11 protein-coding genes are annotated in these 15036 nt (G+C 41.3%); 7 read left to right on the forward strand and 4 right to left on the reverse strand.

Annotation, left to right across the window (positions count from 1 at the left end; genetic code table 11):
- The first annotated feature begins 456 nt into the window (after positions 1-456).
- From H5157_RS02585 to H5157_RS02595, 3 genes are read left to right on the forward strand one after another with little or no spacing between them, the layout of a single operon-like run.
- A complete protein-coding gene (locus tag H5157_RS02585) occupies positions 457-2310 on the forward strand; it encodes a CIA30 family protein (protein ID WP_182724057.1) in 1854 nt (617 codons plus the stop codon).
- A gap of 28 nt (positions 2311-2338) precedes the next feature.
- A complete protein-coding gene (locus H5157_RS02590) occupies positions 2339-3379 on the forward strand; it encodes a sensor histidine kinase (RefSeq protein ID WP_182724058.1) in 1041 nt (346 codons plus the stop codon).
- Entirely contained in the window at positions 3376-4164 is a 789-nt protein-coding gene (locus H5157_RS02595; RefSeq protein ID WP_182724059.1) for a LytTR family DNA-binding domain-containing protein, read from the forward strand. Before H5157_RS02590 ends, H5157_RS02595 begins: the two co-directional genes overlap by 4 nt.
- Before the next feature lie 13 nt (positions 4165-4177).
- On the opposite strand, the gene H5157_RS02600 is transcribed toward H5157_RS02595, so the two are convergent.
- On the reverse strand, positions 4178-4582 hold the full coding sequence (locus H5157_RS02600; RefSeq protein WP_024597346.1) for a hypothetical protein: 405 nt from the start codon (positions 4580-4582) through the stop codon (positions 4178-4180).
- 267 nt (positions 4583-4849) lie between these two features.
- Here H5157_RS02600 and uvrA point away from each other — a divergent pair, with 267 nt between their 5' ends.
- Positions 4850-7408: an excinuclease ABC subunit UvrA gene (uvrA, locus tag H5157_RS02605; protein WP_182724060.1), complete on the forward strand. Its 2559-nt coding sequence runs from the start codon at positions 4850-4852 to the stop codon at positions 7406-7408.
- Positions 7409-7460: 52 nt separating this feature from the next.
- Here uvrA and H5157_RS02610 read toward each other — a convergent pair whose 3' ends face one another.
- From H5157_RS02610 to H5157_RS02620, 3 genes are all read right to left on the reverse strand, one after another.
- A complete protein-coding gene (locus tag H5157_RS02610; protein WP_182724061.1) occupies positions 7461-7952 on the reverse strand; it encodes a DUF2798 domain-containing protein in 492 nt (163 codons plus the stop codon).
- A gap of 80 nt (positions 7953-8032) precedes the next feature.
- Positions 8033-8650: a LysE family translocator gene (locus tag H5157_RS02615; protein WP_182724062.1), complete on the reverse strand. Its 618-nt coding sequence runs from the start codon at positions 8648-8650 to the stop codon at positions 8033-8035.
- 71 nt (positions 8651-8721) lie between these two features.
- Positions 8722-11184: a prolyl oligopeptidase family serine peptidase gene (locus H5157_RS02620; protein WP_182724063.1), complete on the reverse strand. Its 2463-nt coding sequence runs from the start codon at positions 11182-11184 to the stop codon at positions 8722-8724.
- A 166-nt stretch (positions 11185-11350) separates the two neighbouring features.
- Between H5157_RS02620 and H5157_RS02625 the strand changes: the two genes are divergently transcribed.
- The 3 genes from H5157_RS02625 to H5157_RS02635 all read left to right on the forward strand — a co-directional run bounded on the left by H5157_RS02625 (position 11351) and on the right by H5157_RS02635 (position 14915).
- Positions 11351-12346 carry a LacI family DNA-binding transcriptional regulator gene (locus H5157_RS02625; RefSeq protein WP_182724064.1) on the forward strand — a complete coding sequence of 332 codons (996 nt, stop codon included), beginning with the start codon at positions 11351-11353 and terminating at the stop codon, positions 12344-12346.
- Positions 12343-13572 carry a glycosyltransferase family 4 protein gene (locus H5157_RS02630; RefSeq protein ID WP_182724065.1) on the forward strand — a complete coding sequence of 410 codons (1230 nt, stop codon included), beginning with the start codon at positions 12343-12345 and terminating at the stop codon, positions 13570-13572. The genes H5157_RS02625 and H5157_RS02630 overlap by 4 nt, the downstream gene beginning before the upstream one ends.
- Before the next feature lie 116 nt (positions 13573-13688).
- Positions 13689-14915 carry a threonine/serine exporter ThrE family protein gene (locus H5157_RS02635; protein ID WP_076924234.1) on the forward strand — a complete coding sequence of 409 codons (1227 nt, stop codon included), beginning with the start codon at positions 13689-13691 and terminating at the stop codon, positions 14913-14915.
- Positions 14916-15036 lie beyond the last annotated feature (121 nt).

Consider the following 15036-nt stretch of genomic DNA (forward strand, 5'->3'; position numbering starts at 1 on the left):
GCAGCAACGAGCTTACACTAGCCCTCAAACATGCAGTATATATTGGTTTGAATTACCAATAATCTGTTTATTCTTTTACAAAAACTAATGTCAGCTTTCGGCTAATAGTTAGCATTAGTAAAGCAGGTTCGAACGTCAGCTATAGAGAAAAATGGATTCCAATTACAAGATGCTTGAGCGGCTGTTAATCGCTCCTAGCCGCCTTTAAAAGTCATTCAAACAAGATTAAATTTTAAAACCCTGTCTTAAAATAGGCATACCCGCCGAAGGGATCTATCGCTAATTCATAATATTTAGTTCAGTCAGTCTGAGCGCACCACTACGTTTATTTACTTTAGTGTCGGTTCAACGGCAAAAAATGTCGATTCAGATAAACATTAATGAAGCAGGTTAAAAAACTCGCTAAATTCCTTATCAACAAAACGCCAAATACCTATTTTGATAAGGAATATAGTGATGAACATTATTACAAAAACAGTTATAGCACTGAGTTTAACAAGCCACTTTAGTGCGCATGCCATTGACCTGCGAGTCGACAACATTCGTGTATACCAAAGTAATTCGCAAAGCTTTTCTGCGCCGAGTTCGCTTTATATTGACGATGGTAAAATTGTAAACGTTGCTAAAGCGACCGACCCACTACAAAACGCCGATAAAACTATTGATGCCAACAACCAATATGCAATACCTGGTTTAATTGATTTACATGTACATTTGGGTTCATCAGGCAGTAACTTTACTGAGTTTCAGTATTTGCCGGTTAAATCGCACTTTAATTCTAATTTGTATTTAGGCGTAACTAACATTGTTGATTTGTTTTCGTTTGAGCAAACCCTAAACGAAGCCGCTCAATTAGAAGAAGCCCAACTAACCCCTAACCTTTTTTATGCAGGTACATTGTTTACCAACCCTGGCGGGCATGGCACGCAGTTTGGTGGCAACGCTTACGAAATTGCCAAAAATGAAGACATAGCAGCGCTATGGAAAAAACATATAAGCACCCAACCCCATGTAACTAAAGCGGTTATTGAAACCTTTGGCGGTGTGGGTAAATCGTTGACTGATAGCCAATTAAGCGATCTTGGTAAGCGCTCTAAAGCGGCTAATTTACCGTATTTTGTGCATGTTTCTACACTAGATGATGGCAAACGCGCTATTAAGGCCGGTGCAACGGCTTTAGCCCACGGTATTAATAGCGAGGCGATAGATGATGAGTTTATTACGCTAATGAAACAGCATAATGTAACCTACATTCCTACCCTTGCGGTGTACCACAACCATAGCGATGAAAAGCATAACCATACTATTAGCTCACAAAACGAGTTACTAAAAACCATTCCCGAAAAGCTTCAAGAGTGCTTGTTTGAAAATGTGCCTGCGCCTTCAAAATGGAAAGAACACGCATGGAGTGAACGTAAAACCGCTTATGCAAATATTCAAAAGTTACATAAAGCTAATATCACTATAGGCACCGGCTCTGATGCCGGAAACCCATACACAATCCATGGAACAGGGTTACATAACGAGTTAGATGCACTTAAAAAAGCGGGCCTAACTAATGGTGAAATAATTAATGCGGCAACGGTTAACGGCGCACAAGCGATCAATAAAGCAGATAGTATTGGTAAGCTTGCTAAAGGCTTTGAGGCAAGCTTTATACTGCTTAAGCAAAACCCACTTGATGATATAAACCATATTCACACAATCTCAGAGGTTTATAAAGCAGGTATACAAGTAGACCGCCCAGCGCTTATTGCTCAAAACAAAGCCATAAAGCCACAAGGCCCCACTTGTAATGAAGTAATTAAAAGCAGCCAAGCGCAGCATGTTATTGATGATTTTACCGGTGATACACCATGGCAAGCCTTAAGCGACTCGGTAATGGGTGGTCAGTCTGTGGCAACGCTTACCACGCATAAAAATAGCTTAACTATAGATACAACCATTACAAAGCCAACAAGCTTTGGCGCGTGGGCAGGCGCTGAAATAAAATTTACATCACCGGCTGATGCTTCAGCATTTAAAGGTGTGCGCTTAACGTATAAAGGGTCTACCACGCCTTTTGCTTTGTCTGTTTATCATAGTGATGTAAAAGATTGGGATCACTTTAGTGTACTTTTAAAGCCGCGCGATGAATGGACCACGCTTGATATTCCCTTCACTACACTTAAACAATTTGGTTTTGGTAGCCCAGTTACGTGGTCGGCAACAGAATTAACTGGGGTTAACTTAATGTGGCGTAAAATGCCAGGCGCAAGCATTGAGTCATTAAAAAACACACTACAAATCAAAGAGCTAACTTACTTTTAAATGAGTAGCAGTCAAAACACAAAATCATTTGGGTTTTGACTGTTTTTTGTTATGGTTTAATCACTTACAAAAAGAAGCACATACTATGCTCAAACATCCATTTTATAAATACAGCTTTTTTACTCTACTTATTGTAGATATTGCTTATGCCCTTGGGCTAATAATCGCGAACTCCGCCCCCTTTACTACTGGTAGTGCACTCGCTGCAACTGTGTGGTTCGTAACTTTTTACTGGGTTCCTGTTTGGAGTGCGGCAGCAGTTATTTTTTACCTTCGCAATAAACACATTAACAAAATAGCATTTGAATGGTTAATTGCAGTTGTATTTATGGCACTTGGTAATGTGCTTACCGATATATTACTCACACAGCTTTTTGATGGGCATAAATCGATGGGAGTATTTGTTGTATTTAACGGCTTACTTTGGGGATCGTGTATTTACTTTACCAGTATTTTTATTGAAAACAAAAAACGCGCAACAGCCGAAAAACACGCACTTAAACAAGCCCAACTTGCTACATTACGATATCAACTAAACCCTCATTTTATGTTTAATAGCTTAAATACAATTTCGGCCTATATTCATACAAACCCTGATTTAGCCGATGAAGTACTGCATGAACTTGCTGATATTTTAAGGTACTCCCTTGATACCGCCGAGCAACAGCAAATACCTTTACAGCAAGAGCTTACAATAATAGAAAAATACTTAAATATTGAAAAAGCACGCTTTGGCGATAAACTTCAGGTTAATTACCATATTCCCAATAGGCTTAAAGACATATCGCTACCACCGCTACTTATTCAGCCAATTATTGAAAACGCCATTAAACACAACGCCAACCAAACTTCTCTAATACTTAATATAACCCTGAGTGAGCTTCCAAACGGCGTTAAAATACAAATTAGCGATAATGGTAAGGGTTTTTCGAGCGATGTAATAAAGCACGGGCATGGCAATGGTGTAGGGATGAAAAACATACTCAAGCGCGTCAAACAACTTGGTAAAAGTAAGGTACTACTGAGCAATAATAATGGTGCAGTGGTTACGTTGGAGCTAGCACTATGAACAGCAAAAACCAGCAACATACTATTACTAAAATGCGCGTATTATTTGCCGATGACGAGCTTCCCGCTCGCGAAAAATTAAGCCATCAATTAAGTTTAATGGGGCATGTTGAATTGGTGGCTATGGCTACAAATGGCAAAGAGGCTATTACATTAATCAATGAGCTGACCCCTGATGTGGTATTACTTGATATTCAAATGCCTGAAATTAACGGCCTTGAGCTTATTGATTTACTTAACTACCAGCCCATTATTATTTACACAACCGCGTATGACCAATTTGCTATTGAAGCTTTTGAGCACGCCTCAACTGACTACTTACTCAAACCTTTTCCTATTGCTAGGCTAAAAAAAGCTCTCGCCAAAGCGCAGCAGCAATTAGAGCAACAACGTGCACATACCCTAGTCAATCACGAACCCAACGAGCAAACGTTTACATTAACCAAAAACACTATAAATAAGCTCATTAGTAAAAGTGGTGAGCGCATATTTTTACTCTCCCCTAGTAATATTAAATTTATTAAATCGGAGCAGGGCAATAGTTTGGCGTGGAATGGCGATACATTTCATCATTTAAGCGATACACTTGATCAGCTTGAGCATGCTTTAGCAGCACATAACTTTGTACGAATCCACCGCAGTTATTTGGTTAATATTGACCACATTAAAGAAATACAGCGCTGGTTTAATGGCAAACTTATGGTGATTGTAAATGACGATATTAAATCTGAACTAAGCACCAGCAGAGCCGGCGCAGATAAGTTAAAGCAATTGCTGCATATTTAACTTATCCAATATGCTACTGGTCGTTACTCGAATACACACTTAAAATAGGGAATTTATAATCGGCAAACGATACAGTTACCGATTGTGTTTCGTTGCCTTTAAAACCGAGTTTAAATTCCATTGGCATAAATCGGCTGCCGTCAGCAAAAAGTGCAAGTAAGTGCTCCTCGCCTAATTCTCGATTGCCCGACGATAAGTTAGTTAGCGTTATAACAGCCCAGCGTTCGCCCTCTTCATTGCTCATTAATACATAATTAACGATTTTAAAATCCCCTTTTTTAGGGGTTATGTTGCTATCGTTTGCAAACGATAAGTGCATGCTATTTGGTACTGCACGGTCAACATTTAGCGCTTTGATAGAGTCGGCTTGGCTTGCCCACGAAAGCACCAATAAAATGATCACTAAGGCTTTCTTCACTGTGAGTTCCTTTTTATTACCTAGTAAAATACCTAGTAAATTACCTAATAAATTACATAACAATAACTGTTTAAATTATATTCGCATTCCATACCTATTATGTAAACAAACAATCATCACAATTTTATCCAGCGCTTTGGCTGCGCCACTACAGACTAAGCGCTCATTCAGTGTGCTTGCGCTACTTTGAGGTAATAACGAGTGATAAGAGTAAATAATTAAAGCTAACTTAAAGTAAAAAGCGCGATTAAACAGGAGTATAAACGTATGGCAAGCACACATAAAAACTCAACAATGGATTTATCTGATCCCAGTAATAGCATTCAAGTAAGAGGGGCACGCGTTCACAACTTAAAAAATGTAGACGTTGATTTACCTCGTAACGCATTGGTTGTTTTTACAGGAATATCGGGCTCTGGAAAGTCGTCGCTTGCGTTTGGAACGCTGTTTGCTGAGTCGCAGCACCGTTATCTTGATTCAGTATCGCCTTACGCCCGAAGGTTGATAGATCAAGTTGATGAGCCCGATGTTGATTCTATTGAAGGGCTACCGCCTGCCGTTGCTTTGCAGCAGCAACGCGGCGCACCGTCGGTTCGCTCATCCGTTGGCAGCATAACAACTATTTCTAACGCGCTACGTATGCTTTACTCACGCGCAGGTGAATACCCAAAAGACCAAGGTATACTTTATGCTGATGCGTTTTCGCCGAATACGCCACAAGGTGCGTGCCCAGAATGCTCAGGAATAGGCCGAGTGTTTGAAGTAACCGAAAAGCTACTTGTGCCAGACGATACAAAAACTATTCGCCAGCGCGCCATTGAAGCGTGGCCACCAGCATGGCAAGGTAAAAACCTAAGCCGTATACTTACCTCGCTTGGTTATGACATAGACACACCTTGGAACAAACTTTCTAAAAAAGCACGGGATTGGATTTTATTTACCGACGAAACACCTACTGTGCCGGTATACCCAGATTACACCTATGAGCAAACACAGAATGCGATAAAAAATAACGAAGATCCAAGCTACATGGGAACTTTTTCAAGCGCTAAACGCTTTGTTTTACAGTCTTTTGCTACTACCCAAAGCCCGCGTACTAAAAAGCGCGTATCGCAGTTTATGCAAATATCGCAGTGCCCTACTTGCCAAGGTAAAAAATTAAAACAAGCATCGTTAAGTGTTAAATTTGCAGGGCTTGATATTGGCGATCTATCTCAACTTACATTAAACGAGCTTGCTAAAAAACTAAGTAACGCCGCCAATACCAAAGTAAATAAAAATACAAAAAATCCAGAGCAAGCCATTGTTACGCAGCGCATTGCCAGCGATATACTCACCCGTATTGAAGCACTAACCATGCTTGGTTTAGGATACTTGTCGCTTGAGCGTACAACGCCAACGCTCTCACCCGGAGAGCTACAACGGTTGCGACTTGCCACACAAATTCGCTCTAAATTATTTGGGGTAGTTTACGTGTTAGATGAACCTTCAGCGGGTTTACACCCTGCAGACACTCAAGCACTTTTAAAAGCGCTTGATGAGCTAATAGCGGCTGGCAATTCTGTATTTGTTGTTGAACACGATGTTAGCGTTGTTAAACATGCCGATTGGATTGTTGATGTAGGCCCTGATGCCGGTGTGCATGGTGGCAACATTATTTACAGCGGCCCTGTTGAAGGGTTAAGCAAAGTAAAAAATTCGCACACTGCCCGCCACCTTTTTGCTAAAAACGCCAGTCAAGAGTCTACTCAAAACAGCGCGCAAAAAAAGGAGCAAAGTCAGCCAAAAGCGTGGTTAAAATTAGCTGATATTGAGCGTAACAATCTTAAAAAACTCAATGCAGAATTTCCACTGGGTGTTATGACAACCGTTACTGGGGTTTCGGGCTCGGGTAAATCAAGCCTAGTAAGCCAAGCGTTAGTAGAACTTGTTTACGAAGCACTTGGGCAAAAAGTAATACCGGAAGCCCCCACCGACGAAGCCGACTTACTCGAACAAGAACTGCAAACACACACCAGCGGAAAAATCATTGAAGGAATAAATAATATAAGCCGCCTGATTACCGTAAATCAAAAAGCGATTGGCCGTACCCCTCGTTCAAACTTAGCTACCTATACGGGTTTATTTGATCATGTGCGTAAACTATTTGCTTCTACCCAAAAAGCGAAAGAGCGCCGTTACGATGCTGGTCGCTTTTCGTTTAATGTTGCTAAAGGTCGCTGTAAAAACTGTGAAGGCGTTGGCTTTGTGAGTATAGAGCTGCTGTTTTTACCTAGCGTTTATTCACCTTGCCAAGTGTGTCATGGCAAACGTTATAACGAGCAAACACTTGAGGTTACATATCGTGATAAAAACATCAGCGATATTCTAAATTTAACGGTTGAATCGGCATATACCTTTTTTGAAAATGAGCCTGCAATACTGCGATCACTCGATGCACTTATGCAAGTAGGTCTTGGGTATTTACGTTTAGGGCAACCTGCCACTGAGCTTTCGGGCGGTGAAGCGCAGCGTATTAAATTAGCAACGGAGCTGCAACGTACGCAGCGCGGTAACACACTTTATATTCTTGATGAGCCAACTACAGGCCTGCATCCATCGGATGTATCAATGTTAATGTCGCAGTTAAATAAATTAGTTGATGCTGGCAATACCGTCATTATGGTTGAACACGATATGCAAGTAGCCCGCAATAGTGACTGGGTTATTGATGTAGGACCCGGTGCTGGCGAAGAAGGCGGCTTAATTGTAGCGCAAGGGAAACCTACAGAGGTAGCCCAATCTAAAATAAGCCGAACAGCACCTTTTTTGAATCGTGCAATTTAAAGAGCAGGTAAACACTAAATAACAAAAAAGAGCCAATGGCTCTTTTTTGTTATTAGCTTTTTAAAAAGCGTTCTATTTTAGGTTTTACCTTAACCGACATTATCAGCATTATAGTTAAACCTATTGGTAATGCGGCTAATAACCCTTCAGCCCATCCAGTTACAAATACACGCATATCTGCATAGCCAATATTATTAGTAGCGGTAACAAACGCCATCACCGACTCCATGATCAGCGCCATAAAAACACTAATCACTAAATTACGTTTTAGCTCGCTACTACTAGGCAATAACTTATTAACTAGCTTATGCATTAAGGTCATCATTACAAAACCAACAGGCGCCATAACCAATACTGCACTTATAAATGAGGTAAACCAATCTGCATAAAAATGCTCTGTAACACCCACATTCACATAAGTCATAATGCCAGTTAGAGTACCGCCAATTAAGGTAATAATACTTACCATAACCAGTATTTTATAAATTACAGGTGTTTTTTTAGGCTCAACCATTACTGGGTTTGCTGATACGGGTGTACTCATTTTTGGGCATGCCTTAAGCGTTAAATAGATGACAAAATCAACTATAACAAATTAATTGACAATATCAACCACTTTTTGAGCTAACCAAAAATAAGCCAAATTCCAACTAACCCCATTAAGCTACCAGCAATACGGTTCATCCATTTAATATTATCACCACGGCTTAAAAATAAACGTAAGCTTTTACCGCCTGTTGCGTAAGCTAACATACTTAAAAACTCGGTGGTCATTATAACACCAAGCAATACTAAAAGCTGAGGGGCTACAGCATGCTCAACACTTATAAAGGGTGGCAGTAGTGAAATCATAAACGCCCACCCTTTAGGGTTAGCAATTGCGGTTACAAAACCTTGCGTAAATAACGACTTCCTACTTACGTCACTTGGTTTTGAGGTATCGACCGACATTTTTCCTTTGGCTCGCCACATGTTAACGCCAATATAAATTAAGTACGCACCGCCTACCCACTTTAAAATAGCGAACGCATCTGGGTAATTTAGCATTACGCTTGCAACGCCTAATACCGCAGCTATAGCAACACTTGCTACACCTAACAGCTCACCTATCATCATCCATAATGTGCGGCGCACGCCAATGCTCATACCGAGTGTCATGGCAAGGATCATACACATACCTGGCGTTATCGACACAAAAAAGAAGGTAGGAATAAAAACCGCAAGTGCTGCTACATCAATCATTAATTTACTCTCATATTAAAAGCAAAAACGCGGCTATAAGTAGCCGCGCTGTTGCTTACTCATTTTTATTACTATTGACCAGCACTTACCACGGGGTCAGTAATAACCTCTACTGGCTCTGCTGTATCATTTAACAAATACTTATCTAACCACTGTTCTTGTTCCCACAACACATGTAATAAGCTTTTACGCGCACGGTAACCATGTGCTTCATAAGGGAGCATTACTAAGCGAGCGTCTTTACCTAAGCCTTTAAGCGCTGCGTACATGCGCTCACTTTGCATAGGGAAAGTGCCCGAATTAGGGTCTTCTTGGCCGTGGATCATTAGCATTGGCTCGTTAATTTTTTCAGCATGGAAAAACGGCGACATATTAGCGTACACACTTTGTGCTTGCCAAAAATCACGCTCTTCTCCTTGAAAACCAAACGGCGTTAATGTGCGGTTATACGCACCACTGCGGGCAATACCTGTTTTAAATAAATCACTATGAGCCAATAAGTTAGCAACCATAAATGCACCGTATGAGTGCCCTGCTATGGCAATTTTGTTTTTATCGGCAATGCCTTTTTTAACTAATACATCAACAGCTGCTTGCGCACTTGATACTAACTGCTTTCTAAAGTTATCGTTTGGCTCGCTGCCATCAATACCCACTATTGGCATTTTAGGGTCGTCAAACACGGCAATCCCTTTAGCAAGGTAAGGCATTGGGCCCCAATAACCAATGTAGGTAAACGCATAAGGCGATTCGCGAACTTGCGATGCTACGGCTTTATCTTTGTATTCAAGTGGGTAAGCCCACATAAGTACAGGTAACGGGCCTTGTGTTTTATCGTACCCTGGTGGTAAATAAAGCGTACCCGAAAGCTCAACACCGTCGTCGCGTTTATAACGTAATTGCTCTTTAGTTACCCCTTTAAATGCAGGATACGGATGCTCAAATGTCGTTAATTGCGTTAGCGTGTCGTTATCTAAATTGCGTATAAAAAAGTTAGGTTGCTCAGTTTTAGATTCACGAATAGTAATAAATCGCTCACCTTCGTCGTCAAGCAGAGCGCGTACACGCTCGTAGTATGGCGCTTCTGATTGCCATAAACGCTTGCTGCTATTTGTTTTAACATCGTACCTATCTAAAAACGGCACATTACCTTGCTCTGAAGCACCATTACCGCGCAGGTAAATATAACGCCCGCCTACAATTTTAATCACGTTTGCGCCTAAATCGTTGCGCTCGTAAATTGCATTACCTGGATCTTTATACGCGTCGTTGTAACTACGCTCTGAAAACAAAACGCGGTTTCTGTCGGCATTTCGTGGCTGTACTATGTAAGTACGTACTTGGCGATCGCTAAAGCGCCAGTCTGTCAGCATTGCTACGTTTTCGTTGCCCCACTCCATTCCTGCATAACGGCGTTCTACTTTGGCAAATAATTTAGGCTCGCGTTTAAATGGTGCACGCAAGCTGTATACATAATCATGATGCTCAACGTCAGTTTTCATGTCGCCGCCATCTTGCGCCTCGGCCCAAATAACTTCAGCGCCCTGATCGGCTCGCCATTCAAAATTACGGCGGCCTGTGCGTACGCTGTCGTAACCTTGTGGAATGTTATCGGCAAGTGGTTGTTTTGCCAGCTCTGCTAATGCATAGCCGCGCATGCCCCATATTTGCCACGTGCTTGCAAAGCGGCTGTAAGGCACTTGATACGAAAACGGCTCATTAATACCGGCGACTAATATATTGGTAGAATCAGGTGATACCGAAAATGATTTAAATAAAGAAGGGCTACCTATTGCTTGAGTATTACCATCAAGCGTTACGTAAGCCAATTGCCCTTGGCCGTAAAATTTAAATTGTGATTCATCAAACGGGCTTGTTAATAAATTTTGGTAAGTACGTGCAGGCGCTTTTTCGCCAGTACTTTGTTGAATAACAGGCACTACATTTTGGCTGTTATTTTCAAGCCTTGGCTTGCCAAAGTTAACAGCGAGGTTTGCAACAATGGCGCTGCTATCTGGCAGCCATTTATATGGTGATGCAGTTAGTACCGAATTTAATGCAGCGCTAGTTAACTCTTTTGCTTGTTTGGTTTCAACGCTGTAAAGCCATAAATTGGCTTGGGCTGATTGCTCAACAATAAAGGCTAAATATTGACTATTAGATGACCATTTAGGTGAGCGAATAATGCCATTAGGTAAGTTATTAATACTGATAACCGACCCGCTTTGAACATGCTTTAGCTCCACGGCACTAAATTTGGCACTCACACGAGAGCGCGAAAAATTAGCGGGGTTTAGCTTAATACCAGCAAGCTTAAGCTCTTCTTTTGCAAGTTCATCAAGGGTTACTACACGTTTGCGTTCAAAAAGCGCTAACCACTGGCCATCGCTCGATAAGTAACTAGTGGGTGCTAACTTAGCATCAACCAATGCTGCAAGTTCGGGTGATGGGGTTTGATAGCCCTGCTCGGCGTAACTTGTTGGTACTAATGCCGCACAACAAATAAAGGCAACTAACAGCCTAAAAGCGCTCATGTTTTTATCCTTTTGTTATTTTTTACTCTTATAGGCGTATATAAACACGTTTTGCTTTGTTCATAAAGTATTAAGGTAAGTTAAACACCTCTAAAAGATGACTTAATAGTGCTGATTAAGCTAAACTACAGCGCTATTTATTCACCACTGCGGTACTTAAAATACAATGCATAACAAAGCCAAATCAGTCACTATTTTTGATGTTGCAGAGCGTGCTGGTGTATCAAAATCAACCGTATCTTTGGTACTTACCCAAAGCGATAAAGTGGGCAATAAAAGTAAACAAAAAATACTCAAAGCGATAGATGAGCTAGGGTACGTTTATAATCGTGATGCCGCTGCTATGCGCTCAAAACGCTCTAACTTAGTGGCCATAGTAATAAATGATTTAACTAACCCAGCTATGGCACACCTTGCTACCAGCTTAGAACTTTTGTTAAACGACAATGGCTTACAAGCCATGATTGTAAGCAGTAATAATAGCCTTGAGCTACAAGCAAACGCAGTTAAAAACTTAAAAGAATACAACGCGGCTGCATTTATTATTTGCCCCGTTGCTAATACTTGCCCCAAATGGCTTGATGCGCTCAGCGCGCAACACAAAGTAATTACCTTAATGAGTGAAGTGCCCTTTAGCGCAGCTCCGTGTGTATTACCCGACTATAAAAAAGCCAGCCACGTAGCCAGTATGCATTTACTCGCACAAGGCGTGACAAACATAGCATTTATAGGCAGTGAACTTACTTTAAGTGATTCACAAGCACTGCAAAGTGGCTTTAATACCGCATGCGCGCAGCACAGCATTACACCATTAGCACCCATTGACTGCGCAGTAAACACAGCCCTTAGCGCTAAAAATGCATTTATGGAAGCATATAAACACAAACCCACATTAAACGCAGTGGTGTGTTCAAACGATATTATTGCTCAAGGTGTTATTGCCGCTATTAACTCATTAACTCATCACTCTATTAAAGTAGTGAGTTGCCACCATATTCCTAATAGCGCGGTTATAAATAATCACTTAACCACCGTGGCTATAAGTACAACCGATATAGCCAAGCGGTGCCTTTTAATACTGCAAGAGCTACTACAAAATACAGCCCCGCCAGTAAAAACACTGGTAAATGTAAACTTACAAATTAGAGATTCTAGCCAATGAAAAAAGTGCTGGTAATTGGCTACGTATGGCCAGAGCCAAATTCGTCTGCTGCGGGAACGCACATGATGTCGTTATTAAATGCATTTAGAGCGCAAAACTGGGACGTTGAATTTGCAACGCCCGCGCAGCGCACAGATCACATGGTAAACCTTGACGACTTCGGCATAACCAGCCAAAGCATTGCATTAAACTGCGACAGCTTTGACGAATACGTTAAAGCCTATAATCCAGATATAGTCATGTTTGACCGTTTTATGATGGAAGAACAATTTGGCTGGCGCGTCGATAAGCATTGCCCACACGCAATTAAAATTTTAGATACCGAAGATTTACAGTGCCTACGTAATGCTCGCCACGAAGCGTTTAAAGGTGAGCGCGAGTTTACAACCAGCGATTTACATTCAGACATAGCAAAACGCGAAATTGCCGCTATTTTACGCTGCGACCTGAGCTTAATTATTTCAAGTTATGAAATGAGCCTGCTAAACAGCGTATTTAAAATAGAGCCAAGCTTATTACACCATTTACCGTTTATGGTTGACTTAAGCTCACTGCCTACAAGTACAAAAACGTTTGAGCAGCGCCAGCACTTTATGACTATAGGTAACTTTAGACACGCGCCAAACTGGGATGCTGTACTTTATTTACAAAAAATATGGCCACTTATTCGCAAGCAACTCCCAAAAGCAGAACTACATATTTATGGCTCTTACCCACCACCAAAAGCCACGGCACTAAATAACCCTAAAACAGGGTTTTTAATAAAAGGCTGGGCCGATAATGCGTTTGATGTAATGCAAAGCGCACGCGTATGTTTAGCACCACTTCGTTTTGGTGCAGGCATTAAAGGTAAATTACTTGAAGCCATGATTATGCAAACACCTAGCGTTACCACCTATATTGGTGCAGAGGGCATGCATAACGATTTACCATGGCCTGGTAAAATAGCCAACACCGCCGACGATTTTGCCAATGCTGCTGTTGAAATGTACACCAATCAAAGTGACTTTGAACAAGCGCAGCAAGATGGCAACACGCTCCTTAATACGCTGTACGATAAAGCCCAATTAAGCGCAGCGTTAATTAAAAAAATTGATTCAATAAGTTGCGATTTAAGCGCTCATCGCGAAAAAAACTTCACAGGCCAAATGCTCAAACATCATACAATGCGCAGCACTCAATACATGTCGCAATGGATAGCTGAAAAAAATAAAAAATTAGATTAAAAATGACTAGACACACACCAATTAGTGTTTAAAATCGCGCCCATCAAACGTGGGCAGTTTTAGCTGTATTGTCTATATTTTTAGCTTAGTTATCGCAATATTTGGTCCAAAAAGATTTGAAAACTGCAACCTTTACAGAAAAACGCAAATTTATCGTTAAATTGGGTAAAATGCTTCACAAGTATGGCACCCCAGCCTACCGCCTAGAAGCCCACCTAATGGAAGTGGCTACTTACTTAGGACTTAAATCGTCATTTGTTATGTCGCCAACCTCTGTAACGTTTGTTATTTGGACCGATGGCCACGAAGATGAGTACACCCACGTTGCACGTGTAGACCCTGGCGATCACGATTTAGGCTCACTTGCCGACACCGACGACCTTGTAAACCAAATGCTTGACGACAAGCTAAGTTTACAAGAAGTTGATGCGCAGCTAGACGCAATTTTTGTGATGCCAAACCCATATAATAAATTAACAACGGGCGTTGCCTTTGCAACTTCTGGTGGTGCGTTTGCTATGTTAATGGGTACTAGCTGGACTGATGTTATTTGGTCATCGCTGCTTACTTTAGTCGTTTATGTGTTTGTGCTTTGGTCTGGTCGCTCAAAACGCGTAGCTCACATGCTTGAGCCATTAGTTGCCATAATATCAGCAGTACTTGCATGTGCAGTAAGCGTGTATATAACGCCTGAAATAAATATACGCTTGGTAGTACTTTCGGCCATTATTGTATTTATACCCGGTTTAGCACTTGCGCTTGGTTTAGCAGAGCTTGCAGCGCGGCATTTAGTGTCGGGCACAGCAAGGGTAATGGACTCGTTTATGCTGTTGTTTAAACTGTATTTTGGTGGTTTCATTGGTATAGGTATTGGCTTTGCACTCTTTGGGCAAGCCGACTTTGTACAACCTGAGCCATTACCAAAATGGACCGCATGGCTGGCTATATTTTTACTTTGTAGCAGCTTAATCGTGATTTTTAGAACCAAACTTAAGCATGCGGTTTGGTCTATTGCATCAGGCTTTATAGCGTATGGCACCAGTATTGGCTCGGCTATGTATCTTGATTACACGTTAGGTACGTTTGTGGGTGCTTTATCGGTGGGTATATTTAGTAACTTGTTTAACCGCGTTGCTAATGCGCCAGCCTCTATTGTGGCCATGCAAGGCTTAATTGTATTAGTACCAGGTAGCAAAACCTATATTGGCTTAAACTCACTAATTGAAGGCCAAGACTTTATATACGCAGAACACATAGGCCAACAAACGTTTTTAATATTTATGTCGCTTGTTGCAGGACTAATATTTGCAAACGTCGCCCTACCGCCTAAAAAGAGTTTGTAAGTGATACTGAGCGCTCGCTTTACTTTGATTGAGTAAAGCGAGTGAAACATTAAGCTCAATCAACTACCAAGTAGCAATACTGCCAATGCTAAGTGTTTTAGCTCTTTACATCGCACTTGAG

Source organism: Pseudoalteromonas sp. SG43-3 (assembly GCF_014164385.1).
GTDB classification, from domain to species: domain Bacteria; phylum Pseudomonadota; class Gammaproteobacteria; order Enterobacterales; family Alteromonadaceae; genus Pseudoalteromonas; species Pseudoalteromonas distincta.